This is a genomic window from Streptomyces sp. S3(2020), assembly GCF_013044505.1.
Classification (GTDB): domain Bacteria; phylum Actinomycetota; class Actinomycetes; order Streptomycetales; family Streptomycetaceae; genus Streptomyces.
Genome location: NZ_JABERD010000137.1, coordinates 1 through 25,641, shown reverse-complemented (window position 1 = coordinate 25,641; position 25,641 = coordinate 1). Strand labels below are relative to the sequence as shown.

At 67.7% G+C, this 25,641-nt stretch carries 27 protein-coding genes, 1 tRNA gene and 1 pseudogene; 15 read left to right on the top strand and 14 right to left on the bottom strand.

Annotation, left to right across the window (positions count from 1 at the left end; all coding sequences use genetic code 11):
• Positions 1–71: 71 nt before the first annotated feature.
• Together HLK59_RS33290 and HLK59_RS33285 are read left to right on the top strand one after the other, a co-directional pair.
• Entirely contained in the window at positions 72–869 is a 798-nt protein-coding gene (locus tag HLK59_RS33290) for a Pr6Pr family membrane protein (RefSeq protein ID WP_171145305.1), read from the top strand.
• Between the two features lie 42 nt (positions 870–911).
• Positions 912–985, top strand: a tRNA-Pro gene (locus HLK59_RS33285).
• A 79-nt stretch (positions 986–1,064) separates the two neighbouring features.
• Here the strand turns inward: HLK59_RS33285 and HLK59_RS33280 are convergent.
• The 10 genes and pseudogenes from HLK59_RS33280 to HLK59_RS33235 all read right to left on the bottom strand — a co-directional run bounded on the left by HLK59_RS33280 (position 1,065) and on the right by HLK59_RS33235 (position 7,978).
• Complete coding sequence (locus tag HLK59_RS33280; RefSeq protein ID WP_171145304.1) at positions 1,065–2,231, bottom strand: site-specific integrase; 1,167 nt, start codon at positions 2,229–2,231, stop codon at positions 1,065–1,067.
• Complete coding sequence (locus HLK59_RS33275; RefSeq protein WP_171145303.1) at positions 2,231–2,419, bottom strand: helix-turn-helix domain-containing protein; 189 nt, start codon at positions 2,417–2,419, stop codon at positions 2,231–2,233. The genes HLK59_RS33280 and HLK59_RS33275 overlap by 1 nt, the downstream gene beginning before the upstream one ends.
• A complete protein-coding gene (locus tag HLK59_RS33270) occupies positions 2,416–3,741 on the bottom strand; it encodes a replication initiator (RefSeq protein WP_240982784.1) in 1,326 nt (441 codons plus the stop codon). The genes HLK59_RS33275 and HLK59_RS33270 overlap by 4 nt, the downstream gene beginning before the upstream one ends.
• Positions 3,742–3,887: 146 nt before the next feature.
• Positions 3,888–4,133, bottom strand: a complete 246-nt coding sequence (locus HLK59_RS33265) for a SpdD protein (protein ID WP_171145302.1) — start codon at positions 4,131–4,133, stop codon at positions 3,888–3,890.
• 25 nt (positions 4,134–4,158) lie between these two features.
• Entirely contained in the window at positions 4,159–4,353 is a 195-nt protein-coding gene (locus HLK59_RS33260) for a hypothetical protein (RefSeq protein ID WP_171145301.1), read from the bottom strand.
• Positions 4,354–4,368: 15 nt separating this feature from the next.
• Positions 4,369–4,560 (bottom strand): mobile element transfer protein, encoded by a 192-nt coding sequence (locus tag HLK59_RS33255; RefSeq protein ID WP_171145300.1) that lies wholly within the window; start codon positions 4,558–4,560, stop codon positions 4,369–4,371.
• A 13-nt stretch (positions 4,561–4,573) separates the two neighbouring features.
• A complete protein-coding gene (locus tag HLK59_RS33250; RefSeq protein ID WP_171145299.1) occupies positions 4,574–5,200 on the bottom strand; it encodes a DUF2637 domain-containing protein in 627 nt (208 codons plus the stop codon).
• Between the two features lie 85 nt (positions 5,201–5,285).
• Entirely contained in the window at positions 5,286–6,662 is a 1,377-nt protein-coding gene (locus HLK59_RS33245; RefSeq protein ID WP_171145298.1) for an FtsK/SpoIIIE domain-containing protein, read from the bottom strand.
• Positions 6,662–7,020 (bottom strand): annotated as a pseudogene (locus HLK59_RS33240) (hypothetical protein). Before HLK59_RS33240 ends, HLK59_RS33245 begins: the two are co-directional and overlap by 1 nt.
• A gap of 169 nt (positions 7,021–7,189) precedes the next feature.
• Entirely contained in the window at positions 7,190–7,978 is a 789-nt protein-coding gene (locus HLK59_RS33235) for a GntR family transcriptional regulator (protein WP_171145297.1), read from the bottom strand.
• A gap of 107 nt (positions 7,979–8,085) precedes the next feature.
• On the opposite strand from HLK59_RS33235, the gene HLK59_RS33230 reads away from it, so the two are divergent.
• The 7 genes from HLK59_RS33230 (at position 8,086) to HLK59_RS33205 (ending at position 16,641) form a co-directional block, all read left to right on the top strand.
• Positions 8,086–8,502, top strand: a complete 417-nt coding sequence (locus HLK59_RS33230) for an NUDIX hydrolase (protein WP_171145309.1) — start codon at positions 8,086–8,088, stop codon at positions 8,500–8,502.
• Between the two features lie 46 nt (positions 8,503–8,548).
• A complete protein-coding gene (locus HLK59_RS33225) occupies positions 8,549–8,971 on the top strand; it encodes an ATP-binding protein (RefSeq protein ID WP_171145308.1) in 423 nt (140 codons plus the stop codon).
• Positions 8,971–9,348 (top strand): hypothetical protein, encoded by a 378-nt coding sequence (locus tag HLK59_RS51400; RefSeq protein WP_240982783.1) that lies wholly within the window; start codon positions 8,971–8,973, stop codon positions 9,346–9,348. The genes HLK59_RS33225 and HLK59_RS51400 overlap by 1 nt, the downstream gene beginning before the upstream one ends.
• 967 nt (positions 9,349–10,315) lie before the next feature.
• Positions 10,316–10,657: a hypothetical protein gene (locus tag HLK59_RS33220; RefSeq protein WP_171145296.1), complete on the top strand. Its 342-nt coding sequence runs from the start codon at positions 10,316–10,318 to the stop codon at positions 10,655–10,657.
• 848 nt (positions 10,658–11,505) lie between these two features.
• Positions 11,506–13,413 (top strand): competence protein CoiA family protein, encoded by a 1,908-nt coding sequence (locus HLK59_RS33215; protein ID WP_171145295.1) that lies wholly within the window; start codon positions 11,506–11,508, stop codon positions 13,411–13,413.
• Between the two features lie 331 nt (positions 13,414–13,744).
• Positions 13,745–14,752, top strand: a complete 1,008-nt coding sequence (locus tag HLK59_RS33210) for a competence protein CoiA family protein (protein WP_171145294.1) — start codon at positions 13,745–13,747, stop codon at positions 14,750–14,752.
• Positions 14,753–15,561: 809 nt separating this feature from the next.
• Complete coding sequence (locus tag HLK59_RS33205) at positions 15,562–16,641, top strand: hypothetical protein (RefSeq protein ID WP_346779861.1); 1,080 nt, start codon at positions 15,562–15,564, stop codon at positions 16,639–16,641.
• Here the strand turns inward: HLK59_RS33205 and HLK59_RS33200 are convergent.
• Positions 16,571–17,413 (bottom strand): PE-PGRS family protein, encoded by an 843-nt coding sequence (locus HLK59_RS33200; protein ID WP_171145292.1) that lies wholly within the window; start codon positions 17,411–17,413, stop codon positions 16,571–16,573. The genes HLK59_RS33205 and HLK59_RS33200 overlap by 71 nt on opposite strands.
• Positions 17,414–17,545: 132 nt before the next feature.
• On the opposite strand from HLK59_RS33200, the gene HLK59_RS33195 reads away from it, so the two are divergent.
• The 3 genes from HLK59_RS33195 (at position 17,546) to HLK59_RS51395 (ending at position 19,520) form a co-directional block, all read left to right on the top strand.
• Positions 17,546–18,034, top strand: coding sequence for a hypothetical protein (locus tag HLK59_RS33195; protein WP_240982780.1), 489 nt, complete (start codon positions 17,546–17,548; stop codon positions 18,032–18,034).
• Between the two features lie 162 nt (positions 18,035–18,196).
• Positions 18,197–19,054 (top strand): nucleotide-binding protein, encoded by an 858-nt coding sequence (locus tag HLK59_RS33190; RefSeq protein ID WP_346779860.1) that lies wholly within the window; start codon positions 18,197–18,199, stop codon positions 19,052–19,054.
• Positions 19,055–19,268: 214 nt separating this feature from the next.
• Positions 19,269–19,520, top strand: coding sequence for a hypothetical protein (locus HLK59_RS51395; protein ID WP_240982779.1), 252 nt, complete (start codon positions 19,269–19,271; stop codon positions 19,518–19,520).
• Positions 19,521–19,602: 82 nt separating this feature from the next.
• On the opposite strand, the gene HLK59_RS33180 is transcribed toward HLK59_RS51395, so the two are convergent.
• The 3 genes from HLK59_RS33180 to HLK59_RS33170 all read right to left on the bottom strand — a co-directional run bounded on the left by HLK59_RS33180 (position 19,603) and on the right by HLK59_RS33170 (position 21,896).
• On the bottom strand, positions 19,603–21,135 hold the full coding sequence (locus tag HLK59_RS33180; RefSeq protein WP_171145289.1) for a LacI family DNA-binding transcriptional regulator: 1,533 nt from the start codon (positions 21,133–21,135) through the stop codon (positions 19,603–19,605).
• A 48-nt stretch (positions 21,136–21,183) separates the two neighbouring features.
• Positions 21,184–21,564 carry a helix-turn-helix domain-containing protein gene (locus HLK59_RS33175; protein WP_346779862.1) on the bottom strand — a complete coding sequence of 127 codons (381 nt, stop codon included), beginning with the start codon at positions 21,562–21,564 and terminating at the stop codon, positions 21,184–21,186.
• A 74-nt stretch (positions 21,565–21,638) separates the two neighbouring features.
• Positions 21,639–21,896 (bottom strand): helix-turn-helix transcriptional regulator, encoded by a 258-nt coding sequence (locus HLK59_RS33170; protein WP_171145287.1) that lies wholly within the window; start codon positions 21,894–21,896, stop codon positions 21,639–21,641.
• Between the two features lie 484 nt (positions 21,897–22,380).
• On the opposite strand from HLK59_RS33170, the gene HLK59_RS33165 reads away from it, so the two are divergent.
• The 3 genes from HLK59_RS33165 (at position 22,381) to HLK59_RS33155 (ending at position 25,417) form a co-directional block, all read left to right on the top strand.
• Complete coding sequence (locus HLK59_RS33165; protein WP_171145286.1) at positions 22,381–23,301, top strand: hypothetical protein; 921 nt, start codon at positions 22,381–22,383, stop codon at positions 23,299–23,301.
• Positions 23,298–23,996 (top strand): ATP-binding protein, encoded by a 699-nt coding sequence (locus HLK59_RS33160; RefSeq protein WP_171145306.1) that lies wholly within the window; start codon positions 23,298–23,300, stop codon positions 23,994–23,996. The genes HLK59_RS33165 and HLK59_RS33160 overlap by 4 nt, the downstream gene beginning before the upstream one ends.
• A gap of 89 nt (positions 23,997–24,085) precedes the next feature.
• Complete coding sequence (locus HLK59_RS33155) at positions 24,086–25,417, top strand: hypothetical protein (RefSeq protein WP_171145285.1); 1,332 nt, start codon at positions 24,086–24,088, stop codon at positions 25,415–25,417.
• Positions 25,418–25,641 lie beyond the last annotated feature (224 nt).

The following is a 25,641-nucleotide window of genomic DNA, read 5'->3' as shown; positions in this document are numbered from 1 at the left end:
GGCCCGAGGCGGGGTAACCCGCACGGCCCGCCCGTATCGCCCCTTTTGCCGGGGATGCTTAGCGTGAGGGCATGACCGCCCCGATACCCAGGGACATCCCGGACCTTCCCGCGGTCCCGGGCATGCCCGCGCTGCTGCCCTCCGCCGTCCCCGCCACGGCGGTGGTGGCCCCCGTACGCCGACCCCTGGCCGCCACGTACCGTCTGCTGGTCGCCCTCACGGCCGCGGCGGCCGTGTCGATCGACCTGCTCCTCGGCAGCCCGGCCCGAGTGCTGAGCTACTTCTCGATCCAGAGCGCGATCCTGCTGGCGCTGGTCTCCGTGCTGTCGGCGAAGCGCGCGTGGAGCGCCCGCCGCCCGCTGCCGGCGGCGCTGACCGGTTCGACGCTGCTCTACGTCCTGATCGCGGGCTCGGTGTACCACCTGCTGCTGGCCGACGGGGCGACCCCGTTCTCGATGACGGGCGGAACGACGGCCCCGACCGGCTGGCAGTCCCTGGCGAGCCACGTCCTCCACACGGCGCTCCCGATCGCGGCGATCGTGGACTGGCTGTTCCTGACCTCACCCGGCCGTCTCCACCTCCGCCGGGCGGCGACGTGGCTCCTCTACCCCTTGGCCTACCTCGCCTTCTCCTTCACCCGAGGCGAGCTGCTCCTGCCCGGCACGCCGGCCCGCTACCTCTATCCCTTCCTGGACGTCGACCTCCACGGCTACAAGAGCATCCTCGGCAACGCCCTCCTCCTCGGCCTCTCCTTCTACGCCCTCGCCGTCCTCCTCGTAGCCCTCGACCACGTCCGCCCGAACCCCCTCCGCCACCGCACCCACCACCGCGCGAAAACCGGATTTCGTCTCCAGCCACCAGTGGGCTAAAGTAAACGTCGTCGCCGCGACAAGCAGGACAAGCAGCGACATCGGGGTGTAGCGCAGCTTGGCAGCGCGCTTCGTTCGGGACGAAGAGGTCGTGGGTTCAAATCCCGCCACCCCGACAGCCAAAACAGCAGGTGAGGCACCTACGGATTTCCGTAGGTGCCTCACCTGTTTCTGCGTGTGTGTCTATCTGCGTGACTATCGCTTTGGGCCGCGCTCGAAGATGCCGTCCATGACCACGGCACCGGTCTGGATCACGGGCCGGATCTGCTTCCGGTAGACCTCCTCGGTGACCGCCGTACCGGAATGCCCGACGAGCCGGGAGATCTCCTCCAGCGGCACACCGCGGTCGGAAAGCAGAGACACGAAGCTGTGCCGGAGCTCCCGGGGCGTCCACTCGGCGGCGTCGACCCCGTCGACATCCTTGAGCGCCTGGCGGAAGGCGCGGCGGACGTTGGCGGCGTCGAGCGGCTTGCCGACGGCCGAGGAGAAGACGAGGCCGTGTTCCTCCCAGTCGTCACCGGCGGCCAGCCGATCCCAGCCCTGGTCTTCGAATTGCTGCCAGAGAGCTTTGACGCAGCGCGCCGGCAGGGCGAGGGTGCGCCGGGACTTCCGGGTCTTGGTGTCGCCGGTGCGGCGAACCGAGCGCCATACGGCGATGTGCGGGGGCTGGGGAGGGTCGAACTCGGGGCGGCCTTTCAGGAACACGTGATCCCAGGTGAGGGCGCGCAGTTCTTCGGTGCGGGCCCCGGTCAGCAGCGCGACGACGATGTACGAGTACATCGAAGTTCCTTCGGCCCCTTTGAGGACGGCCTCCGCCTGGGCGAAGGTGAGCGCCTTGGACGGGCGGCCAGCCTGCCCCTGGGGTACTGAGCAGAGTTCGACGACGTTGCGCTTCACCTTGTCTCGCGCCATGGCCCGCTTCACGGATCGGTTCAGGCAGGAGTGGAGGCCTTGGAGCGTTCGCGTGCTCAGCGTCTTTGCCTTGGTGGCCAGCCAGCGGTCTACGTCCTCCGCACTCAGGTCACGGAGCTTGCGAGCGCCGAGCGAGGGGATGACGTGCTTCTGGCTCATGAGGGTTGTGGTCTCGACGGTGCTGGGGTCGAGGCCGGCCAGGCCGTAAGTGAGCCAGTCCGTCACCGCGTCTTTGACTGTGTAGTTGGTAGGTGCGATGGCGAGGCCGTCTTCGTGGTCCCGCAGTACCTCCTTGAGCTTGTTCTTCGCCTCCGTCTTGGTCTTGCCACTCCCCCGCTTCACGATTCGCTTGCCGCTGGGGTCGAAGCCGAGGTTCGCCGTGGCGATCCAACGCTGTCTCTTCTCGTCCCAGTGCAGGCCGCCATCACCACGGCTACGACGCTTGGTCATCAGGCCGCTTCTCCCATCTGGCCCCGGATGAACGCGCGTACGGCAGCGTCGGGGATGCGTCGGCAGCCGTCGACCTTGATGGAGACCAGGCGCCGGGTGCGGATCAGGTCGTACACCTTGGTGCGGCCGAGCTTGAGCCGCGTCATGACCTCGGGAACGGTGAGCAGTTCGGGCGCGGCCTTGGTCATGCAACGGTTCCTTCCTGGTCGGGGCGGTTGGAGTGGGGCTCTGAGGCAGCTGCGTCAGCGTGGAGGCTCGCGGCGAGCCAGGCTTCGGTGGGCGAGAGGCCCGTGCCTGCGAAGACCCAGTGCGCGAGGACGTACGTGGTGTCGGTGGTGGAGGTGTTGGCGGTTGCGGCTTGTGCGCGGCGCCATTCAGCACGGGCGTCGCGGAGGGCGCCGAGGGTCGTGGAGTAGCGGCGGGACTTGGTCGAGAAGTGGCCGCGGAAGCCGAGCATGTGAGCCCAGGCGCGGAGACGGAGGTGTTCCAGATCCTTGCGAGCACCGAGGGTCCAGGCGGTTCGGACCAGGCGGCGGGCGTGGTCGCTGATGTCGAGCTGGGCCAGTTCGGCGGCGAACTTGAGCGGGCGGTCGAGAGCTCCCGTTGCTGTCTCGGCACCCTTGGTCGCGTACTTGGCGATGTACGCGGCTACGGCTCGCTCGGTCAGCTCCTGGCCGTCGTTGAAGTCGGCGGATCGGATGGTACGGACGTCGAGTTGGCGGCCGAAGGTGAAGGTGTGGGAGCGACTGTCGATGACCGGGCCGTCCACGCGGACCTTGGACACGGCAGCGTCGATGGCGTCGGTGAGCAGCTCGGCGGTGGCCCAGGCCGGGGGTGGAGTGTCTCCCCCACCGGGGCCGTCGAGGCGTATGACCGCGTGGAAGTGGACGGCGCCGCGTTTCTGGTATTCGGCGACCTTGGCGAAGGAGACGCGGGCGTGGTCGCGGAGCCTGCGCTGGGAGATGCCCGCGCGCTTGGCGACCTCCCGGCGCAGGTACGTCGAGAAGCGCCGCCAGAGCTGTCCGGCGTGGGCGTTCCAGAGGACGGCGGCTTCGTAGTCGTAGGTGTCCGGGTTGAGTGGGGTGCCGAGTGTCTCGTCGTCCTGGTCGTGGTGGACGCCGCAGCGGCAAGGGCGGGCGTCGGTGCGGCGGTTGTGGACCGGGCCGAAGCCGGGGGCAGTGAAGGTGGCGAACACGCGCGGGTGGGCGCCGACTTGTTCCGGGGTGCCCTTGCCGCCACGCAGTCCAGCGGTGATCAGTTGGAAGGTGTCACGGCGGTAGACCTCCGCGCAGGCCGGGCAGCGGGTCGTACGGCGGTTGTTGCAGCGGACGAGGAGTTGGCCGGCCGGGAGGCTGGTCGAGTCGAGGTGGTGGAGAACGGCGCCGATCTCGCCCGTTGTGGTGTCGACGTCGTACTCGGTGCGGTGGCCGTCGAGGCGGATCGGGTGGGTGCAGCCGCCGAGGGTGGACAGCTGGCGGAGGGTGCCCGGAAGCGTGCCCTGTGAGGCCAGGGCGGCGAGTGCTGGGAGTGGGGCCGGAGTGGTGCGGGTGAAGATGGCGTTTCTCCTTCTAGCTGGCTGGCTCGGTCGGGAGGAACAGGCCCCGGGGCGGCGTGAGGTTTGGGCGAGTGCTGCCGCCCCGGAGGTCAGGTGGGGGCTCAGCGCCGGTGCTGGTCGCGGAGCAGGGAGCGCAGGACCACGGCGGCCACAGCTACCGAGATGGCCGTGACAGCGACGGCGGCCAGGAGCGCGGTGAGGACGACTCCGCCGACGACCAGGGCAGCGATCGTCTTGTGGTCGACGGAGACCGACGGGAGCGAGCGCTGAACGGGTGCCGGGTCGGCGGGTGCGTGGGTGTGTGCGGACGGCGGGGTCGGGTTGTCGGGGTACTTGGGCAGGAACACGACTGGACTCTCCTCATCTACTCGTCTAGGCATGTGAGCCGTTTATGACGTCCACGCCGGTGCGCGTGCCGGACTCGATGGCGGGGGCGAAGAAGGTCTGTGAGAGCCAGAAGCCGAAGAGGGCGATCAGTACGACGACCCAGGTGCGGACGCCGAGGAACTTGACCGCTCCCCAGGCGAAGAAGCCGAGGACTACGACGAGCGGCAGGCTGAGGGTCACGGTGTGCAGGTCCTTTCAGCGGACGGGGCAGCGGTGGGTGTTGGCGGCCAATTCGGCTGCGGCGCGGCTGTCGTAGTCGGCGGAGAAGCCGCAGCGCGGGGCGGTGCAGGCGGCGGTGTGCTTCTCGCGGCCGCGTTGGTCGTACGAGGTGGCGACCTGGACGGGGCCGATGCGGGTGACGTTGCGGAAGCGGCGATTGGCGGGCACGTGGCCTCTCCTTTCAGAGCTGGGCGGCGATGGCTTCGGCCATGGGCTCGGGGACGCCGAGGCGGGCGCGGAGGGTTGGGGTGTCGATCGGGATGCCGGTGCGGGTGTGGTGTTCGGTGGCGACCTTGCGGGCGTGGTCGACCAGGGCGGCCGGGACGGGTACAGCCGGGCGCTCGGGCGGCGCTTCGATGGCTGGTTGGGCGGGTGGCTCGGGGGTGGGTTCGGGCGCGTCCTCCTGGTCCTCGATGAGCTCGGTGTCGTTGGCTGGTTTCGTGGTCGGGGTGGAGTGGGCGAGGAGCGTTCCGCCGAGGAAGGCGACCGCAGGCCAGCCCGCGACGAGGATGCGCAGCCAGGCCGGCACCTGGTCCAGGTCGAGGAGACCGGCGGTGGCGACGTTCGCGCCGAGGGAGGCGGCGAGTGCGATGACGAACCAGCACCACCCGGACGCTTTCGCCTCACCGGACCGGAGTCGACGCCAGGCGGCGACGAGCAGCAGGTCGACGGAGACGGGGTAGGCCCACGCTTTCCATCCGTCCTGTCCGGCCGCCGAGGCGATGTCGTGGATGTGGGCGAAGGACAGCGCGGCGGCGATCAGCGCCTGGACGAGCACCGCGTCGACGCGGGCCAGTTGGGCACGCATGAGCGGCTCCTTCCGGGTTCAGGCATGGGAGGGGTAGGGACGTGGCGTGATGCGGTCACGCCGAGCGGAGCTGGGGAGGAGGAAGTCAGTCGGCGATCGGACGCGGCTGGACCTGCGGCGCCGGGGATTCGACCGGTCGTACGGGCACGTAGGGCCGGAAGGGCTTGAGTGCGGGCAGGTCAGGGACCAGGTGCGCGGAGTCGCGGCAGGTCTCGGCGGCGTCGCCGAGGGAGAGGTACGGCGTACGGATGCGGGACCAGCCGCCGGAGGTGTCACCGGCGACGGCCAGGCCGGGGCGCTCGGGCGCGATGGCGCAGGCGGCCACGACCGCTTCCGGGGCGATGTCGCCGAGGGCCATCTTGGCGGAGGCTTCGTCGTTGACGCGGTGGCAGACACGGCCCGTCAGCTGGGCGCGAAGCATGGTCGCGCCCTTCCCGAGTTCGGCGCCGAAGCGCTGCCCGCAGACCTCCAGGTAGATGCCGGCGGCGCGGCCGAGCTGGGCGAGGCGGATGAGTTGGGTGACCATCTCGTCGCGCCGTTCCTCGTCCTTGCGGGTGGCGATGAGGAAGAGTTCGGCGACCTCGTCGACGAACAGCACGATGGGGGTGGGGCGTTCGTACTCGGGCAGGCCCCAGATGTCGGAGGTGATCTCCTCGTCGGGGATGTCCGGAGCGATGCCCTGCCGGGCCTTGATCAGGTCGTAGCGGTCCTCCATTTCCTTGACGAGCACGGGAAGCAGCTCGGCAGCCTGCTCAGGATCGGTGGCGAGGGCCGAGAGCCGGGACGCGAAGGGCGCCAGCTCCACGCCCCGCTTGCAGTCGATACCGACCAGGGCGACCGGTTGCGGGGCCAGTCCGGTGATCAGGTGGCGCAGGTACATGGACTTGCCGGACAGGGTTGCGCCGAGGGTGAGTTGGTGCGGCATGGTGCGGTAGTCGCGTACGAAGGCGGTGGCGTCCTCGCGCAGGGCGACCGGGATACGCAGGTACCCGCTGTCGACCTTGCGGGGCATCCGTACGCGTCGCAGGACGTCGTAGCCGACGAGCCGCAGTTCGACGACACCGGGCTTGACGGTGGTGACGTAGACGGCGTGAACGCCCCAGGCGTGCCGCAGCCGTTCGGCGGAGGCGGCGACGTCAGCGGGTTCCTGGCCCGGGGCAAGCCGGAGCCGTATTCGCAGGCCGGTTGTGGTGGGTCGGATGATGCCCCGGCGGGGTGGGACGGGTCGTATCTCTCGGTTCGTGGTGGCCTTGACCGCCAGGACCCGCAGCCGGGACGGGGCGACGGTCAGGCCACATGCCTCCATGACGGAGGCGTACGAGCCGAGCAGTCGGGCGGTGGAGACCGGCAGGCCGACGGTGGACCAGTAGACGGCCGGGTGCTTGGCCCGGGCGTAGGCGGCCCCGCCGCCGAGTGCGGCGACAGGACCACCTACCTCCAGGAGCGTCGCTATGTCGGTCATCAGGCGGCGGCCCCGGTAGCGGCAGCCGGGAAGGCGGCCGGGGTGATGGCAGCGGCGCGGTAGGCGATGCCGTGGCGCTGCTGGCCGTTGAAGACGCTCTCCCACGGCCGGGCGATGAGACCCGGCAGCGAGACGGGCGAGCCGAGGGCCAGCCCGTCCGAAATGCCGCCCTCCGGGATGGTGACCTTGATCAGTGAGGACTCACCCTCCTCGATGTAGACGACGCCGACGGTCATCAGCGGCTCACCGCTGACGGCGTCGGTGGCCCGCTCGCCGGTCTGAGGTCGCGGACCTTCGGCTCAGGGGCCTCGGTCAGCAGGATCGTTGCGGCGGCGGTCTCAACACGGATGGTGCGCAAGGAAGTTGTCCTATCTACTCGTCTACACATGATGCGTCCTGCGAATCCGATCTCCCGGGCTCGCATGGACCACTCTGCCACTCAACTTGCCCACTCGTCTATACGAGTACGCCTGTTGAGGTGTACAAGTCCGAGAACCGTCCCCACGCACCACCGCAAAACATGACGATCAGGTCGCCGGAAGCTGGTACGACAGCACGTATGCGTCAGCCGCCATCACGGTGTCGCAGACCTCCACGGCTCGCCCCTCGGTGTCGAAGGCGGTCCGGACGAGGTGGATGACGGGCACGCCGGAGGCCAGGCGGAGCGTCTTCACTTCGGCCGGCGAGGGCATCCGGGCGCGGATCTCCTCCTCAAAGTGGTCGAGGCGGTGGCCGAGCTCTTCGAGGCGGGCGTAGATGCCGCCGGGGCCGGGATTCGGCTCGGCGATCTGAGTCCCACGGGCGATGTCGAGGGGCAGGTAGGAGGTGGCGAACTCGACCGGACGCCCGTCGAGGAGATACCGCCGCCGCCGGGCGAGCACCCGCCGTACGGAGCCGAGCCGGGTGGAGATGTCCTGGCTGGCCTTCTCTTCCTTCACCTCAAGGCTGTCGACCTGGGGGTGACTGCCGACCGCGTCGGCTTCGACGATGAAGGCCGACTTGCCCTGCTCGCGGTGCCGCCGCGCGAACCGATCGGAGGCGAGACGCCGCACGGGCGGCCGGGGCCGCACGAACACGCCCTTGCCGTGCTCGGCGTGTACGAGCCCTTCCCCCTGAAGGATGGAGAAGGAGTTTCGGACCGTCATACGGGATACCCCGTAATGATCGACAAGCTCTGCTTCCGAGGGCAGCTTCTCGCCTTCCCGGAATCGCCCACGGTCGATGGCCTCACGCAGCTGGTCAGCGATCTGTCGGAAGACCGCACGATCACTCGTGGGGTCGAGATCACCGAGAAGGCCCGAAGAAAGAGGGCTCACGTGTACTCCTTTAGGTATCTAGACGAGTGGGCGAGTCTTGTTGCTACGGTGGAGAGCCTAGCCAGCCGAGAGGGCCGAGGAACGTGAGCATGGACCGTCCGCACTCCGTGAGCGTCGCCGGAGTGGTCGTCGACGCCCAGGGCCGGGCCCTTCTGATCCAGCGGCGCGACAACGACAAGTGGGAACCCCCGGGCGGCGTCCTCGAACGCGAGGAGACCATCCCCGAGGCCCTGCAACGCGAAGTCCTCGAAGAGACCGGCATCAAGATCGCACTTCCCGCGACCCTGACCGGCGTCTACAAGAACATGACGGGCCTGATCGTCTCTCTGGTCTTCCGCTGCCAGGCCGCCGACGGCACGCCCACAACCGGCGACGAAACCCGCGCACTGCGCTGGGCCACCCGCGAAGAAGTCTCGGAACTCTCCGACGAGGCGTACGCCATCCGCGTCTTGGACGCACTCGACTCTCCCGACGGGACGTCCCCGCCGGCCATCCGCGCCCACGACGGCGTGAAACTCATCTAGCCCGAACCCGCTGCACATGGCGGCCTACCAGCATAAAGGAACTTGTATGCACGAGTATACGAGTAGGGCCCGGGTCTGGGGGCTCACTTGCCCAGGTTTTCCGGAAGAGGTGAGCCGGGCCCGCCGCTGGACCCGCGACATCCTGCGGGGATCGCCATTGGCAGAGGACGCCGAACTGATCGTGAGCGAACTGAGCACGAACGCCCTCATGCACACGACCAGCGGCTGGGAACAGGGCAGCTTTCACCTGGCTGTCGCGGTCTCGGCGCAGGTGGTCGCGGTATCGGTGACGGATGACGGCGGCGCGGACACGACTCCGAAGGTGGTGTACCAGGACCAGGAGGCGGAGCACGGTCGGGGCATGGTCAGCGTCATCGCTCACCGGGTCGTGGTCCACGACAGCGACGGCGGCCACACGGTCACCGCGGAACTGTTCACCGACACAGGGAAGGGGGCTCTCCCGTGCTGATGGACGGACCCCGACGCGGCTACTGGTGCGAGTGCTGGACTCAGGACCTCACTGAGGAGGAACGGCCGACGCTCCGGGCATCCCTCGATGCGTACTCGGCTTCCCAGGCAGACAGGTGGGTTGCGGTCACGCTCCGCACGATCTCCCCTGCCCTGGACTCAGACGCTTCCGACGTGGCGTGGGCCTGGCTCTCTCAGGGGCGCATCGCAACCCGGCAAGCCCTCCTGCGCTCTGAGCCTTGCTCGGTCACGATCACGCATGCCCAGACCCGGATCACGTGGACGATCCGACCAGTGCTCTTCCTACCGCTCGCCCACCGCCAAGGCGTCGAACTCCCAGCCTGCACAAACGACTTCAAGCCCCACACGCCCGACTGAGTTACAACTTTCTTTACTAGTTCAAGGCGGCTCGCTCCGCTCCCCGCGCGCAGGCCCGGACCCCGGCCGGGCCTGCGCTCCTGTCTCCGCCCCGCTCCAGCCCGGCCGGCGCCCGTGCCGCGCTCAAAGCATGCAGCCACCTGATGCCAGAGAAGGGGTACCTCGTGGCTGGGGCGGTCGGCTACGCGGCTTTACGGAGCCACTTTGGCGCGAGCCTCGAAGATCATGGCCCCAACGTCGTGCTTTACCGGGCAGGTCCACAGACTGCCCGACGCGCCGGAAGCTTACGGGGCCATGATCACTCGCGCCAAAGCAGCGCCACCCCAAAGCCGCTCCACCGACCTCGCGAGCCACATTTAGGCGCACCAGGAAAATTGCCGGTATAGCCGCCCCGGTTCACTGAGCAAAACTTCACTCAAACCCCTCAGTGAGATGCACGGAGATGCGATGCAAAGCGACGGCATGTAGAGAAAACATGCACCTCCCGACGGCTCGACTTCTCCTCTCCGAAACCCGGATACATACCTTGCTACGTCACCGGACTCCTGCACACACAGCCCCTCCGTCCAAATTCGTTTAGGGCTCAAGACTCAGCACTGAGCTCCAACGACGCCCTCCGGACGAGCACCATCCGAATGTTCCCGGCCACAGGGCGAGTCCGCTAGAGACCGAGACGACTTCGATACGTCCGGGTGGGACCACCGAGACACCGCCATGTGACTGTGGCCTGCATAGATTCACAAGTATCAGGACTTTGAAACCGACCCGAACACCTGAAATCACAATTCGGACCATTTATGATTATTGCTGCGTAAACTCACGCGTCTTAAGCGGGCCTCTAGATCATCTTTTGTCCGAAATTTAAAGTGTCACATACGGCCAATTTTCACCCATGCTCGGCGTTGCCAGGTTGCGATTTCCGATGTGCAATTGAGGTCGATAATGGCGCACAAACGGAGGGGAAGTTATGCGAAAGAGACATGGTGTTCTGCTCGCCGCAGCAAGTGGTCTTTTCGCGATGGTGAGCATGGCGGCACCAGCGCATGCTGCAGTCGCGCCGGCCTGCTCAAGTAACCTTTGCTTCTACCCGAGCGTGGACTATGCCGGTAGCGAACGCACTGCCGGGGTTGTCGCAGGAGTCTGCTATAAAAATTACGAGATTCAGTCGGCCGTAGTTACATTCAGCGCTAAAGTTCGCTTTTATTCCGGGACAGCCTGCAGCGGAGATTACATCGACAAGGGAAAGGGGGCGATTGCCAATATGACGGCATACGCAGGGTTTATTAGTCAGAGCTTTAAGAAGGTCTGATTTTAGATCCATTTTCGGGCTTGCGGGGGTGCAGGACAGGGCCGTGAAGTGTGACGTTCGAGTTGATGCCGATGGGTACGCAAGGACAACCGCGCTTCCGGGAAGCTGCTCCCGCCCAGGTTCGCCGCAATGGCCATGGTCTGACCGAGCGAGATTCACGCCGCCTTACCGGTGAGACCACCATCTCCTGGCGCGAAGCACGCCGAGGGCTTGTTGACATCTACCGGGATAATCTCCGGTAGTTCCCGAAGTGGCGACAGGTGTCTCGAGGTGCCTGGTGGGCGAGTACACGTAGGGTACGCCGATGCTACGCAGGCTCCGCCCAGTAGCACGACCCAGACGTTTTGCCTGAGGCAGCAGCTTGAGTGTCTAACTACGTGACAACGCCGACGAACACCAGCGGACGAGTGCGAACACCAGCGGACCATCCGCCCAGGCGAGAGCCTCAGCCGTCCCCCAACCGCACCCCACCCAAGTTGCTTCGGGACGAAGAGGTCGTGGGTTCAAATCCCGCCACCCCGACAGCCAAAACAGCAGGTCAGGCCCGGTTCTGAGAGATCAGAACCGGGCCTGATTTGCTTTGCGGGCCTGTTCTGGGAGCCATTTGGGAGCCGACCTCGGTACCCGGCTCCCGGGTGGCTCCCAGCGAGGGGGATTCTGGGAGTCCGCCAGCGGCCTGTCCGCCTCAGAACAGGTGTCGACGGTAGGTCCTCTTGGGCACCATCGCTTGTACGGGCTGTATCTCGCCCGCTTGTCGTCGCCGGAGAGCCCACACAATGCCGTTACTGTCCGAGGACCGCCGCCGCATACAGACAGCTGTCGTAGGCCACAAGGACTCCGATCTTGCGGTGATCCTGCCCATGGACGCAGCAGAGCTGACTCGCTGGCGGCAGCAGCATCCCCGGTACACGTACTGGTGCGGCACGCTGCTCGGCGGCTGCGGCGAAGCGCTGACTGACCGCCTGTACCACTCCAAGGTGTGCCACTTCGCGCATCACCCGCATCACACCTGCACACGCACGGCCAACGGTGAGGACAGCGCGGACCACCTGTTCATGAAGGGGGCCCTGGACGAGTGGATCCGGAACCAGGAACTCAAAGGCACCGTGCAGTGGCCGAGACGCGCCGCGTCACTGGGTGAAGCGATCGACGTCGATCTCCCGGACCTACAACGACGGCTGCGTTTTCGGCTCAAACCCGGAAACAGCGGCTCCTGGGCAAATGACGCGGGAAAGACAGCGGAGGTCGACTGGATCTTCGGGCTCGACGGACCTGTCCCCCATGAGTTCTTCGACGGAGACGGCTATGTCTTCCGTATCCGGTTCGAGACAAGAGGAGCCCGGCGCTGCCCCTACCTGGGCGTCCAGCGGCGCAGCGGTGTGACCACCTGGACACCGTTTGCTGAGGCCACTCTGACCGATGAAGGGCTGACGACAACAGCGGTCGAGGAGATCCGGGGCGACTACAGACGAGCCGTAGTCGCCCGAGGTAGCGAAAGCGTTGCTGGCAAGTCGTCGCCAGAGACCACAGCAGGCCCCGGGAGCCGACAGCTCAGCCGGGGCGAGCTCGTTGTCGCCGTCCGTGAAGCCCTGGAGCTGGACGCCCGCTGGGCCACCCGAGCGACCTGGAAGGGTCTAGGTCAGACGGTCGGCACAGACTTCTCCCAATACGTCGTCGCAGATCTTCGAGACCTGCTCTCAGAGGTGGACAGCCCCTTTCCCATGGACGAGCCCGTGCTGTCCGCCCTCATACGATCGGACACCGGCGAACCGTTGCCGTACCTGGACAGCATCCTCGAAGCCCTCGGCCTGGGGCGGCCGTCGTCGGCAACGCACCTGAAGCGGTGGGTCCAACGGGAAGTAGACCGCGCGTTCGCCAAGTACGGGCTCCCCGCGCGCGCTGTGCCACCGGCGCTACCGCTGAACGCAGCCGTCCCCGAGATCCGCATCGTCGATCTCCCTGTCTCTGCTCGTCGGCGCCCGCCCGCGCGAAACCGACGGGCACGCCCCACAGAGGTCCGTCACCAGGCACCAATCGACCGGAGTCAGCTGCAACACCTGATCGCTCAAGGGCAGGAACTGGCGGGCAGCGGGGAGGGAAAGGGCGGGACCCGCCTGAGGTCGGAAATCCGATCGGCCCGTCGGTGGCTCCACGGCACACGGAACACCAAACTCAACGATCGCGGCCTGCGGCTGCTGAGAGAGACCATCGCCGGGCTTGAGGCGGCCATCGAGGATGCGAAGATGGCCACCCAACCCCGCGAGAAGACGCCGGGCGAGAGCAACCAGAGGCGTTGTTCGCTCGCAAGTCCCGAGCCGTCCCAGCAACAGCGTGAAGCTCCGGCGCACCCCGCCCAGGCAGCCTTGGCCCCCACCTTTCGCCGGGACCTGCGGCAGCGGTTGATCGACGTCGCGCAGGCAGGTAGCACCACCAACTGGCCGTTGCTGGCCGGCGTCAAGAACACACCCGAGGAGGAGCGCCGCAGGCTTCTGTCAGCTATCGAGGACGGAACGCACGATGATGCTCCGCTGCTGTCCGCCCTGGTCGTAGCCCCCGGAGGGGGCCCGGTGCCGTACTTCCGGGGAATCCTGCAAGACACGGGCCTCGCTGTACCCCGGTCCGACGAAGCGCTGTTGAGAATCTGGCGTCGAGAACAAGAGCGCGCCTACGCGGCTTACGCCAACCCGCCGCGCCCACTACCGCCCAGGCTCGTTCCAAAGGCCACGGCCGTCCACGACGCGCGTGGGTCCGCCTGAGACTTACGACCACAGTATCCGGTAGCGCAGATTCGTGACGGAGCGCGAGGGCGGGCACCTAGGCCAGCTCCGTGAGTTCATCGATCTCAATTGCGTCCACCCCGTCTTCTTGGCGTGTGATTGAACAGGCAAGGTCGCCGGATGGGTGGCGGGGGGGGGGACGATCAGTGCTGACGCAGTAAATCCGGTATCTACTGCGGTCGTTACCGCCGGTCGCGATCGAGCTTTTACCCAAGTGTGGTTCTGCTATGTGGACTTGAAGGGAGGGCACTGTCAGTGCCCGTTGCAATGCTCTACGCATCCAGTTCAGATGAGTTGAGAGGAGGCTCCGGTGTTGGACGATCTACTCGTTGTGGGGTTCGACCTGGAGACGCAGACCGAAGTCCACATCGGCGACCGCCCCTTGGAACAGTGGCGAGCGCTCGGCTACGGGGCTCGGGAGACCGTGGTGTGCTTCTACTGCTGGCGTGGCATTGACGCCCCGGTGGGTACGAAGGTGGCGCTACTCGCCCGCGGCCGGATCGGCGGCCTGGTGCGGCCACACTTCGCGCACCCGGCTGGAACCGCACCGCCCGGCGGGCACAGCCGCGAAACTGTCTGGCACATCAACGCCAAACACCGGCTCGCCCGCTGGGCGCACACGCGGCACAACGTCACGAGGGTCCGGATGGAGCAGTGGACCGAGGACCGCGACCGCCGCGCCGACGTCTACGTCATCCTCGACGACGGCGCCCAACTGGCTCTGGAGGCACAGCGAGAGCTGATCACCGACGAGCTGTGGCAGGCCCGGCACCGAGACTACGCCGCCGCCGGCGTGCGGGACGTATGGTTCATGCGCCCAGACACCCGCATCCCGCACGTGCTTTTCGCCGAGGGCACTCCGGCCTGGACGCTCTACCATCGCGAAGGCGAGGCCGAAGCCCGGCTCGGCCAACCCCACGCGCGCGGCTCCCAGTGGTGGTCAAAGGACCTGCACCTCTACGCACCGCACCATCCACCCTGCCCCGGCGATGAGATCGTCCGTGAACGCTTCCTGCTCGAAGAACTCGGTTTGGACGCCACCGGCGTGAGCTTCCCGCCCACGATGCACGAGCGTCTGCCCCAACAGGCCGCCCGTGTATACCAAGAGGCAGGTGAGGCCCGGAACCAGCACGAACAGAGGGAGCGACGACGGCGGGAGAGAGCAGCCCGACAGCCCCGCAGTCGCCCATGGGAGCCCACCCCGCTTCCGCCAGTTCGGCCGGTGCCTCGCCCAGCGAGCGGGGAACCGGTCTGCGAAGTCTGCCACCGCCCGCTCGCGGAGCCCCTGGTGCGCTATGGGCGGCACCTTCTGTGCTAGCCCACAACCACAGCCCCGAACCTCACTCAGCGCCTGCTTGATGAGCCACCGGGATTCCTTGTCGCAGGCCCTGCTGCGCACCGGCGACGGCGGATACAGGGATGGATTGTTTTGGAAGCCAGCTTCGGAAAGCCCTTCCCCGGTGGCTCCGCGCGACGGGCGTCTACCTTCGAGCGCGCTGTGTGCCACGTGCCCTGAATGAGCGACTCCACGGCTTGTGCCGAGGAGCCGCAGACGGTACGACGATCGCCATGCACCCTTGGTCTCCGTTAAATGACCGGCAGCTCGCACTTCTCACCCGCATCGGGGGCGGAACCGACCCCGTCACGTCCAACAGCCCCGAGCTCGCCGTCACGGCTCGCGCGCTCAGGGACCGGGGCTTGGTGACCATGCCCCGGAAGAAGGGGAGGTGGCAGGCGGAGATCACTGACGCGGGGCGCTTCTACCTGGAGCACGGGCATCATCCCGACCGTCCGGAGTTGGCTCCACGCAAGCCTCGCGCGGCGGCGTCTAAAGCCGGGGCGCCCGTTGCCGCTGGTCCGTCGCAGGATGCCGATCCTCCGACCGAGACAAAGCCCGCCCCGAAACGGGCTGTGAAACCTCCGCGCCCGTCACCAGCAGCTGTCGGGCCGACGCTCATCGCGCAGGTGCAGGAGGCCGGACGATTTCTTCGGATCCCTGACCCCAGCGCGGAGGAACGGGCCCGGTATCGCAGGGCGTTCGACGCAGCCCGGCAGTGCGCTCCGGATGGGTACCACCTGAAGTACAGCGGGCGGGCGAAGGGGGACTTCTTCCTCGGTCTGCTGAGGGTGTCTGGCGAGGACGACACCGAGTGGAACCGGATCCGTCTGGCGCGCAGCCGTGTGATCACCGATGTCGAGGACGTGCTCGCCGCGGTCACCAAGGACCACAGCGCCTTCGAGATCTCTGACGAGGTCCTGCCGAGGGTGCTCGCGCTGCTCCGGCTGCTCGCCGAACAGGCCCTCGCGCGGTACGGCGAGATCGCGGTGTCCAAGAAGCGCAGGCAGCCGAGGCCGCTGCTCACTGTCCACGGCAGGACGTACGAGGTCGGCTTCCGTGAGCGGCAGAAGCAGGTCCGGTACGTCCCCAAGCAGCCGGGCCGACGCACGTACGACTGGCAGCGGGTCACGCCGGCCCACAAGTTCGAGCCGTCCGGCGAACTGGAACTGCTGGTCAGCGAGAACTCGGGCTACAGCTACAACTACGGCTGGAAGAAGGAATGGGCCGACACGGCCAAGAAGCCGTTGGAGGAGCAGATCGCCTCAATCTTCCGGGCGTTGAAAGCACGCGCGGAGGAGCAGGAGCGGGCCCGTCTGGAAAGAGAGGCCGAGCAACGGCGTCTGCGAGAGGAGCGGGAGCGCCAGGAGACCGAGCGCCGACGACTGGCGGCGGAGCGGGAGGAGCGCGAGCGGCGGGAGTGGGAGGCCGCGGTAAGTGCGGCCTCGGTCAAGGCGGTTCACGCGGTACGGGCCGAGCACTTCGGCACGGCCCTGGAGCAGTGGCGTGCCGCCGGTGAGATCCGGGCCTTCTGTGCTGCGCTGGATGACGTCGCCGCCGCATCGGAGGATGCCCTCGAAGTTGAGAGGCTGCGCGAGTGGTCGGCTTGGGGGAACACAGAGGCCGATCAGCTCGACCCCACCACGAACGGCCAGGGCCTGGCCGCCCGTGACTTCCACGCGGAGCCGACGAAGAAGCAACTGCGACCGTTCCTCGACGGCTGGCGGCCGGACCGGCCGGAGAAGGAGCCTCCGCCTCAGCCAACGCCTCCCAAGCCGGAGCCGGACTCGTGGCGCGGCGTCATCGATGCACATCAGGATCAAGGGTGGCGATATGGACGCCAAGGTCGCGCTCAATGGTGGAGGCGATGACGCCGTGACCTCGGTCGCGTAGGGCCTTGACCGCCTTGTCGACGAGTTCTCCGAGCCGGATGACCTCAGCGCGCAGGGCTACCAACTCGTCGTAGCGGTCAGCCTTGTCTTCGCCGCACCAGGTCCGGACGGTTCGCAGGACAGCTGCCTCCGCGTCCAGCTTCCGGTCGTCCCGTCGGCTGTAGGAGTACCAGGAGGACTGGGCGCGCTCCTGCTCGATACCCTGCTGCTTGCGGTCCACCTCCGGAAGGATCTCCTCGGCGAGGCGGCCGGCTACCTGGCGGGCGACGCGCTCGGTGACTGGCCAACTGGCCAGGCACATGCCGTGGCGGTTCTCGTAGACCATGGCGTCGCTGCGGAGTTCGGCTGCGTCCATGCCGATGAGCGGTGCCGTCTCGTCGAGGCGGCTCAGCTCCAGGACCCCGGCGTCGGCCACTGTTCGGCGCAGGCGGAGCCTGTTCCTCGGACGGACGAAGCCGAGGATCATGCGGGCGGCCTCGAAATCCGTGCTGCCCCGGACCTCCCTCGACGCCTCGGCCAGCGCCAGCTCCGCCGTGTCATCCGCTCTGAAGGAGTCAACGTCATTCCACGAGGCCATCAGGCAGCTGGGGCTCACCCACTCCTGCAGGCCAGCTTCTTCACCATCCAGGAACCGCACATGAATGTTCCCTGATCTTCCAGAACCGCGGACCCGGACAATCTCGACCTGGCGCACCGCGCCACCCAGTTCCTTCGGCGTGGCCCGATACGCCCAGCGTTCCCCGGTCTCCATGCGTCCATTGAGCCAGGTCGACGGCACTGCCACGCCCCAATCAACAGATCCGAGGTATGTCTGATTTCTGCCGTCCCCTCGGCAGCAAACCTGAGAGAGGATCACGGTCAGCTTCTCCCAGGGGGATCTCACATGACAGATCAGCACAACCGCACCTGCGGACGCCCGACCCGCTCCGGGAACCCATGCAAGGTCCGGATATCGGGCTCGGACGTGGCGTGCGGCACGCATGCAACGGAGCAGGACAAAGCCGTGGCAGAGGCTCACCGACACGGGTGGAGCGAAGGCTACAAGTCCGGCAGCGAGAGCAGCGCAAGCTACTCCAGATCCCGGATCGAGCGTTTGGAGCAGCGCGTCAAAGAGCTTGAGGAGCAGCTGGATGACGCGAAGCGCGTGTACGAGATCGGCGGCCACCAGGTCGTGGACGTCGGCGGATACGCCTACCGCTGGCGCGGGAGCACACCACTTGAGGTCGGAGACCGAGTGCTGCTGCCCGAAAACTACGTGAGCCGCATGAAGAACGGGCCCGGCCCCACCCTGGGCGTGGTGAGCAAGCTTGGCACCACCTACCGCGGGTCTCTGTCCGACATCGTCAGCCGGGCGCCAGCGGCGGATGGGTAAGAGGACCTTGAGCACCGTGGCCGTGGAGAGCTCGTCAGCTGAGTCCGTTGTCAGACCCTGCCGCTAACGTCGAGTGGCACAGGTCTCTCGTACATCAGCAGGGAGCAAGGCATGCCAACCACAACAGAAGACGGGCGTGGGGTAGATCACCGAAGAGTGTTCGTGATCCACGGACGCAACGACCGGGCACGCCGGGGACTGTTCGAGTTCCTGCGGGCCATCGGGCTCGACCCGATCGAGTGGTCGGAAGCAGGCCGCATGACGGGCAAGGGGTCCCCGTACATCGGTGAGATCCTCGATGCGGCATTCGGTAGCGCCCAGGCCGTCGTCGTCCTGCAGACCCCGGACGACGTCACCTACCTGCACGAGAGCCTGACTCACCCAGGCGATCCAGAGTGCGACCCGCAGATGCAGCCCCGCCCGAATGTGCTCTTCGAAGCAGGCATGGCCATGGGCCGCGACGCGGACCGCACTGTGATCGTGGAACTCGGACAGGTGAAGGTCTTCAGCGACATCCACGGCCGGCATGTCGTCCGCCTCGACAACAGCGTCAAGAAGCGGCAGGACCTCGCGACCCGCCTGGAAACCGCAGGATGTGCTGTCCGGCTGACAGGGACGGACTGGCACGAGGCCGGCGACCTGACTCCACCCGTTCCTCCGGGCGGCGGGCTTCCGCTGGGCCGGAAACTGCCGTCTTCTCAGGCGGCGGGCACGCCCCGGCTGAAGGCCCGGTACATCGACAATGGGCGCAACAAGATCGACGCTGTCGAGATCACCAACCACGGTCCCGGCGATGTCTACGAGCTAGACGTCGACGCTGATGCCAAGGTTGGGCTCATCACGCGAAACGCCGATGAATTCCCTGTCCCGAAGCTGCCCGAAGGCAAGTCCGTGCGCGTGGGGCGCATGTCGTCGGACTCTCTCGCGTCGCGCTCGAACTCGTACTTCACCATCACCATCACTGCCAAGACCGTCGATGGGACACCAATCGAGATCGACGAGTTCGTGAGCGGAGCGTGACATGGACGTCCAGTTGACCTTTCCTCTGGATCACGACGGGTTCCTCCGACGGGAATGCCCGCACTGCGTACGACAGTTCAAGTGGCATCACGGTCCAGCGAACGAGGAGGCCGAGGAACAGTCCGCCCCTACGGCCTACCATTGCCCCCTGTGTGGGCAGCCCGCGGGAATGGGCTCCTGGTGGACACAGGAGCAACTCGAATACGCCCGAGGTATGGCTCTTCCTGCAGCCACGCGAGAGATCGAGCAGGGGCTGCGGGACGCGTTCAAGGGTGCCAGCAACAAGCACGTGAAGTTCGACTTCAAAGGCGGCATCGACGCACCGGACGTACCGGCTCCACTCACCGAGCCTGATGACATGGTCATCGTGACGTCCCCCTGCCACTCGTACGAGCCGATAAAGGTCCCTGAAGAGGGGGCAGGCCCGTATCACTGCCTCGTTTGCGGTCAAGCCTTCGCCGTCTGATCCTCGGCGGTCGAAATGGCTGCGGCACGGAGGAAGCACCTGTGCCCCGCACGGTGATCGCGGGGTACAGGTGTCGCACCCTTCATCCAGGCGTCGCCAGGCTGCGGGCCTCCCTGCGTGCGCGCAGGAGTTCACTGAGTACGCGAACCGGTGACATGGAGCTCATCGCGAGGCGAGCGTCGAGTGCCGTCTCCCACTGCTGGGTCAGTCCGAGCATGAGGCGCTCGCGCATGCCAGGGGTGACATGGGCGTAGCGCGCCGAGACCGAGCCGTCGATGTGGCCCATGCGGCCGTCCATGAGGACCTTCTCGGTGCCGAGGTCCTCCATCACGGTGCGGTGGGTGTGGCGGAGGCCGTGGGGTGTGAGGCCCTTGGCGATCGGGAGCCAGCAGGCGTCGGCCCGGTCGCTGGCGCCACGCCCTCGGGCTGGGACGCCGGGCCACGGCTCGCCGAGGAGCGGTACGGGGCGGGCTTCCTGCGGCGCCTTCTTCGGGTACCAGCCGGAGACCGCCGGGGTGAACAGCCAGGTGGCGAAGCCGTTTCGGCGCCAGTGGGCTGCGTGCTGCGGTACCGCTCCGCCGCGCACGAATCCCAGGTCTGCGATGGCCTGTTCCACCCTGACCCGCTTGGCTTCGGTGACGCGGTCGGGGTGGTTGAGGACGTTGGACACCGTGCCGGTGGAGACTTCGGCTCGGCGGGCGACGTCGACCAGTTTCGCGCCGTGGTGGCCGCCGGTGCGGGCCGTGCCCTGGCCCCGGAAGACGTAGGTCTTGCCGTGGCACGGGCAGGGTTTCGGCTTCGTGCGGGCGACGTGGTTGGAGACCAGGGCCGACAGCCAGTCCGTCACGTCGATGGTGCGGTAGCTGTCGTCCTTGGGTGGGCAGCGCACCAGCTCGCCGGTGTCGAGTTCGTACAGCTGCCATTCGACGCGGACGGCCCCGGGGCGGGCGAACTCCGTCTCCAGGCCGACGATTTCGCCCCAGCGCATGCCGGTGTAGCCCTTGAGGACGACGGCGACGAACTCGTCGTCGCGGCCGGAGAGCAGGGCGGCCCGTTCGGCGGTCAGCAGGATGCCGAGCGGGTCGGTGACCACCTTCTCCGGGCCGCGGTCACGGGAGCGGCCAGCGCGCTTGCCGCGTCCGCGTCGCCTGGCGGCCGGGTTGGAGGTAATCAGGCCCTCGTCGATCGCGTCCTCGAAGATCAGGTGGAGCGTCGAGCGCCAGGTCTTGACGCTGGAAGCCGCGTAGACGGCCTTCTCCTTCTTCTCCCACAGGTCGACGTCCGTGCGCAGGATGCCGGCGAGCGCCTTGTCCTCGAAGTCGGGGAGCAGGTGCTCCTCGATGTGGCGCTTGTAGTTCTGCATGGTCGAGGCGGCCAGGTCCTGGGCCTCGTACCAGCGGTTCGCGTACTCGCCGAAGGTCTCCTGGCCGAGTGCCGGGTCGCGCCAGTCGCCGCGCCGGTACCTGTTCTCGGCCTCGCTCGCGGCGCGCTGGGCCTCGCCCTTGGTGGCGAACCGGATCGCCTTGCCGTTCTCGTCGACCACCGTGAGGTGCTTGCCGGGCGCGGTCTTGTACCGGCCGCGCCAGTATTTTCCGCGCTTCTCCGCGAAACCCAACTTCCGTCGTCCTCCCCTGCTCTCGGCTTGTGACTGGGCGCGGGCGCGCTACGCGACGGTCTCGTACTGGGTACGGCGCGGCGGTCGAGCCCGCAGACGCCCTGGCGTCGGGGCCGTAGTCGGCTCAGGAGGCCGGGCGGCACGAGTTCGTGCAGCCGGAGGACTTGTCGTTGCACGGCTCACCGGCGTGCTGCTGACGGATCGCTTCGGGCGCTCTTCGTGGAGGCGGACGATCTCGGCGAGGTGCGCGGCGGTGAAGCGGTAGGCGCGGCCGACGCGGGTGTGCGGGATGAGTCCACGTCGGGCCCGGTCCTTGACCCACCAGGCGGAGCAGCCGAGGGCTTCGGCGATTTCTTCGGGGCGGTAGAGGCGGGGCAAGGGGGATCCCCCCTCGGTGCCGGGAAGGCGTCGTACGAGGGCAGGGGGTATCTCGGAGTGGTGCAAGAAGGGCGGGTCCTTACTGGGCGGGGACGTGCTCGGTCAGCGGTGCTGAGCGGCCCTCGTCACGTGGCGGTCGGCCCCTGCAGCAGCACGAGAGGCGAGACCAGGAGGGCTTCGGCGATCGCGACGAGGTCGTCGGCATCGCATCGGCGTTGGGCGCGTTCGATGCGGGACAGCATGGTGTTGGACATCGGGTGGCCGAGGGCGGTCACGCGGCCGGCCAACTGGCGTTGTGACAGGCCGCGTTCGGTTCGGAGGATTTCGATGGTGCGGGCCGCCTGCATTCCTGCGGGTCCGACTTCCAGTGGGCGTGGGGGCATGGCTCCAATTGAAAGGTGCATTCGCCGGTTTCGGTAACCGGCGATCGTGGTCTATGTTGCGCTCGCGTCGTTCACCGAGACTCGGTTCCAGGGAGTCGGGAAGAGGCACGGAACAGCGCACCGATCATGGCTCTGACGTGCCGTGTTGTGTTGTAGCTTCCCCGTCTGCGGCTCGTCAACGGCTTGCCGACGTGATGCTTCTGGCTCTGCGGTCCGGGCAACTATTTGGTCAACAGCGGATCGTGCCTTACGGCTTCCCTCCCGCCTGCAACCGAGCCCCATTTCTCGCAGCCTTTCTGCCGTGAGAGATTGCGCCGGATAGGGCTGGACTTGCGCGACCGGGGTGTGGCTATGTTGACGACACCCCCGGAAACGCAATCGCTTCCCGGCGCGCGTCCGCGCCAACACCCCCTCGAATCCCACCCCGACCGACGGTAAGCCGTGATGTCCGCGCACAGGCCACCGAGTGAGGACCGCCCCGCACTTGGCACGAATCCGCACCATCAAGCCCGAAGCCTTCGTCTCCGAGTCCCTGGCCGTTGTCTCCCTGACCGCCGAGCGCACTTTCCTCGGCCTGCTCACCCAGGCCGACGACCAGGGCCGCCACCGCGACCACGCCGCGATCATCGCCGGGCAGCTGTGGGTCCTACGCCCGGAGCACACCCCGTCCGACGTCGAGACGGACCTCGCCCAGCTCGCCGACGCCGGACTGATCTGCCGGTACAAGGCGCCGGATCACAAGCGGTACCTGCACGTCGTGACCTGGCATCAGCATCAGAAGATCAACCGGCCGAGCAAGAGCCGGCTCCCGGGCTGCCCGGTCCACGAGGCTTCGGTCACTGCCGCTCCTGCCGTGAGCACCGGTGTCACGGAGTACGCGCCGCCGCCTCACGCAGTCCTCACTGAGGGCTCCGGCGAGGTCCGGGAGTCCGCACTGAATCCGGGCCTTGAGAGCGAAGTCACAGGTCAGGAGCGCTTCACTGAGCACTCCGTCAGGGATCAGAGAGCACTGGGTGAGGCAGCAGTGACGTCTCACGGTCCGGATCTAGGACCTAGGACCATGGATCTAGGAGATATCCCTTCGGGGGGCGCAAGCGCCCACGCGCCCGACACCGTCTCGGCCAAGCAGCTCCTCGGCGAGTACATCGCCGCGTGCAACCACCGCCCGCCAGATGCCTTCCTGGGCCATCTCGGCAATCAGGTGCGCAAGCTGCTCGACGAGGGCATCGCCCCCGCTCACCTCCGGGCCGCCCTCGAACGCCACCGGACCAAGGGCCTGTCCCCGGGCGTCCTGCCCAGCGTCGTCCACGAGGTCATGAACGCCGCATCCCCCGCCACGCCCGCCGCCCACCGGGCGTGGACGAACCCCACCGACGTCGTCGCCGCCTACGGAGATGAGCTCTGACCGCCACCCTCACCCGCGCACCCCAGCCCGTCGGGGCGATCGCCGACCGGCTCAACACGATCCTCGCCAACCGCGGCATCGACCCCACCACGGCTGCCGCCCACGAGCCAGCGCCCGAGACCGTCACCGCCCTGGAACTCGCCGACGCCCGCATCCCCGCCCGCTACCGCCGCGCCCTGGCCGACCACCCCCAGATCACCGCCTGGGCCGACCAGATCGCCAGAGCCGGACGCCCCGGCCCGACCGGACCCGGTATCGCGGAGGGCCCGTCGCTGCTGATCGCCGGCCCCACCGGCACCGGCAAGACCCACCAGGCATACGGCGCCGTACGCGCCCTCCTCACCCGCGGCGTCCGCCTGCGCTGGGAAGCCACCACCTCCGCCGACCTCCACGCACGGCTCCGCCCCCGCGCCGGCCACGACGGCGAACGGGAACTGCAAACGTTGGCCCGCTGCCCGCTGCTGCTCCTGGACGACCTCGGCGCGGCCAAGACCAGCGAGTGGACCGAGGAGCTCACCTACCGGCTCATCAACCACCGGTACGAGCACATGCTCCCCACCCTCATCACCACCAACCTCCCCACCGCCGAGCTGCGCACCGCGCTCGGCGACCGCGTCTCCTCCCGCCTCGCCGAGATGACCGAACGCGTCATCCTCACCGGCCCCGACCGACGCCGCACCGCGCCCACTGCCTGAACGGCCCGCGGTCCCTCCCCGTCCCACCACCTCACCCGCGCGGGCTTCCGCCTGCCCTCGAACGCGCGGGCCCCTTGGAGAGCCTCTGCATGACCCCTGGCACCACCACTCTCATCAGCGCCATCGGCGTCGGCATGCCCGCCTTGCCGCACTGGTTCCCTGCGTCTGCTGCCATCGCGGCTCTGCTCGTCGTCGTACTGTCCGCCGTATGGTCCCTGTGGAAGTACCGACGGAAGCCAAGCGCTGGACAGCGCCGTAGCGCCGCCGCGATCCCGGTCGCCGCCGTCGCCGCGATCGGCTGCACCGCCTACAGCGCGGACACCAGCTGGCGATTCGCCGCCGACTACCTCGACATGGGCAGCGCCGTCGAGCGCGCCGCGATGTTCGCCGCCGCCGAACTGGCGCTGTTCGCCACCGCGCTGATGGCGCGGGCGAACCTCAACGGCCCCAAACAGGCGCCCGGGGTGCCCGGCACTCTCACCTGGGTGATCACCTGCGTGCAGATCGTGCCCGCCTACGCCGAGTCCGGGCTGGTCGGCGGAACTGTGCGGGCCTTCGTCGGCCCGGTCCTGGCGGCAGTGCTCTGGCACCTGGCCATGGGCATCGAACTACGCCACCGCAGCCCGCACGCCGACTCCCGCAGCCTGACCGCCCTCCTCACCCGACAGGCACGCGAACGGCTGCTGGCACGTCTGGGTATTGCCGACCGGGACGCGGATGCCGCCCGGATCATCCGCGACCGCGCCCTCGACCGGGCCGTCACGCTGATCCTCCGGGCAGAGAGCATGGCACCCGAGAAGCGCACCAAGTGGCGAGGCCGACGCCTCACCCGCCGCCTGCACCAGGCCCTGGAGCAGGCTGACGTCGACCGCGACGAACGCCAGGACGAGCTGCTGCTGCGCAAGCTCGCCACCCGCCAACAGGTCAATGTCCTGGCCTCTAGACCATTGCCCGCGCGCTGGCCCGACACCGCCGCACTCACGAGGGGCGGCTCCGCGACTGCCCGCCCTCGGGCCACGGCAAGAGAACGGGCAGAAATCTCGGGCAGCGCGCCCTACAAGGTCGCGGGCGATAACGCCGCCGACCGGGCAGCCCGCCCCCTGCCCGAAAACCGCCCGCAACAGCCCGTCCGCACCACCGTCGGCCCGGAACCAAAACCGGGCGAGGAAGCGCCGGGCAACGACCCACGCACCGCCTCGCGGGCGGAGTCGAAGCGCCCGAGTTCCAAACCCCGCGCGACGCGGGACGTCCTCAACAAATACGCCCGTGACCTCTTCCGCGAACACGGACGTCTCTCCCGCGACCTGCTGGAGGAGGCCGTACGCAAGGACGGCTACAGCGTGGCCAGCGACACCGCCGGCGAGGTGGTCCGCACCGTCAAGGCCGAGCTACCGACGGCGCCCGTCGGCCACCCACACTGAGACCACCCCCAACGCCCAAGGAAAACCACTCAATGCACGACTCGCATAACGAACTCCCCACCTCCCAGGAGGAGATGATCACCGGCCTCGACAGCGCGTCGGGTAGCCGGAGCCCATCTCTGGGCCCCGGCCCCCTCAGAACCGGACGTGCGCCTTTCAACGCATCCGGCTCAAGCAAGCCGCAAGGGCTTCGCTGGACGTCAACTTACGTCCCGATTTCCGTC

What these genes read in the sequence shown, in the direction of transcription:
- HLK59_RS33290 (WP_171145305.1), top strand. Translation starts at nt 72, where the DNA reads ATGACCGCCCCGATACCCAGGGACATCCCGGACCTTCCCGCGGTCCCG.
- HLK59_RS33250 (WP_171145299.1), bottom strand. Translation starts at nt 5,200, where the DNA reads ATGCGTGCCCAACTGGCCCGCGTCGACGCGGTGCTCGTCCAGGCGCTG.
- HLK59_RS33200 (WP_171145292.1), bottom strand. Translation starts at nt 17,413, where the DNA reads ATGGAGACCGGGGAACGCTGGGCGTATCGGGCCACGCCGAAGGAACTG.
- HLK59_RS33245 (WP_171145298.1), bottom strand. Translation starts at nt 6,662, where the DNA reads ATGACCGACATAGCGACGCTCCTGGAGGTAGGTGGTCCTGTCGCCGCA.
- HLK59_RS51395 (WP_240982779.1), top strand. Translation starts at nt 19,269, where the DNA reads ATGGCTCTTCCTGCAGCCACGCGAGAGATCGAGCAGGGGCTGCGGGAC.
- HLK59_RS33155 (WP_171145285.1), top strand. Translation starts at nt 24,086, where the DNA reads ATGACCCCTGGCACCACCACTCTCATCAGCGCCATCGGCGTCGGCATG.
- HLK59_RS33225 (WP_171145308.1), top strand. Translation starts at nt 8,549, where the DNA reads ATGCACGAGTATACGAGTAGGGCCCGGGTCTGGGGGCTCACTTGCCCA.
- HLK59_RS33275 (WP_171145303.1), bottom strand. Translation starts at nt 2,419, where the DNA reads ATGACCAAGGCCGCGCCCGAACTGCTCACCGTTCCCGAGGTCATGACG.
- HLK59_RS33280 (WP_171145304.1), bottom strand. Translation starts at nt 2,231, where the DNA reads ATGACCAAGCGTCGTAGCCGTGGTGATGGCGGCCTGCACTGGGACGAG.
- HLK59_RS33195 (WP_240982780.1), top strand. Translation starts at nt 17,546, where the DNA reads ATGACAGATCAGCACAACCGCACCTGCGGACGCCCGACCCGCTCCGGG.
- HLK59_RS33220 (WP_171145296.1), top strand. Translation starts at nt 10,316, where the DNA reads ATGCGAAAGAGACATGGTGTTCTGCTCGCCGCAGCAAGTGGTCTTTTC.
- HLK59_RS51400 (WP_240982783.1), top strand. Translation starts at nt 8,971, where the DNA reads ATGGACGGACCCCGACGCGGCTACTGGTGCGAGTGCTGGACTCAGGAC.
- HLK59_RS33170 (WP_171145287.1), bottom strand. Translation starts at nt 21,896, where the DNA reads ATGCCCCCACGCCCACTGGAAGTCGGACCCGCAGGAATGCAGGCGGCC.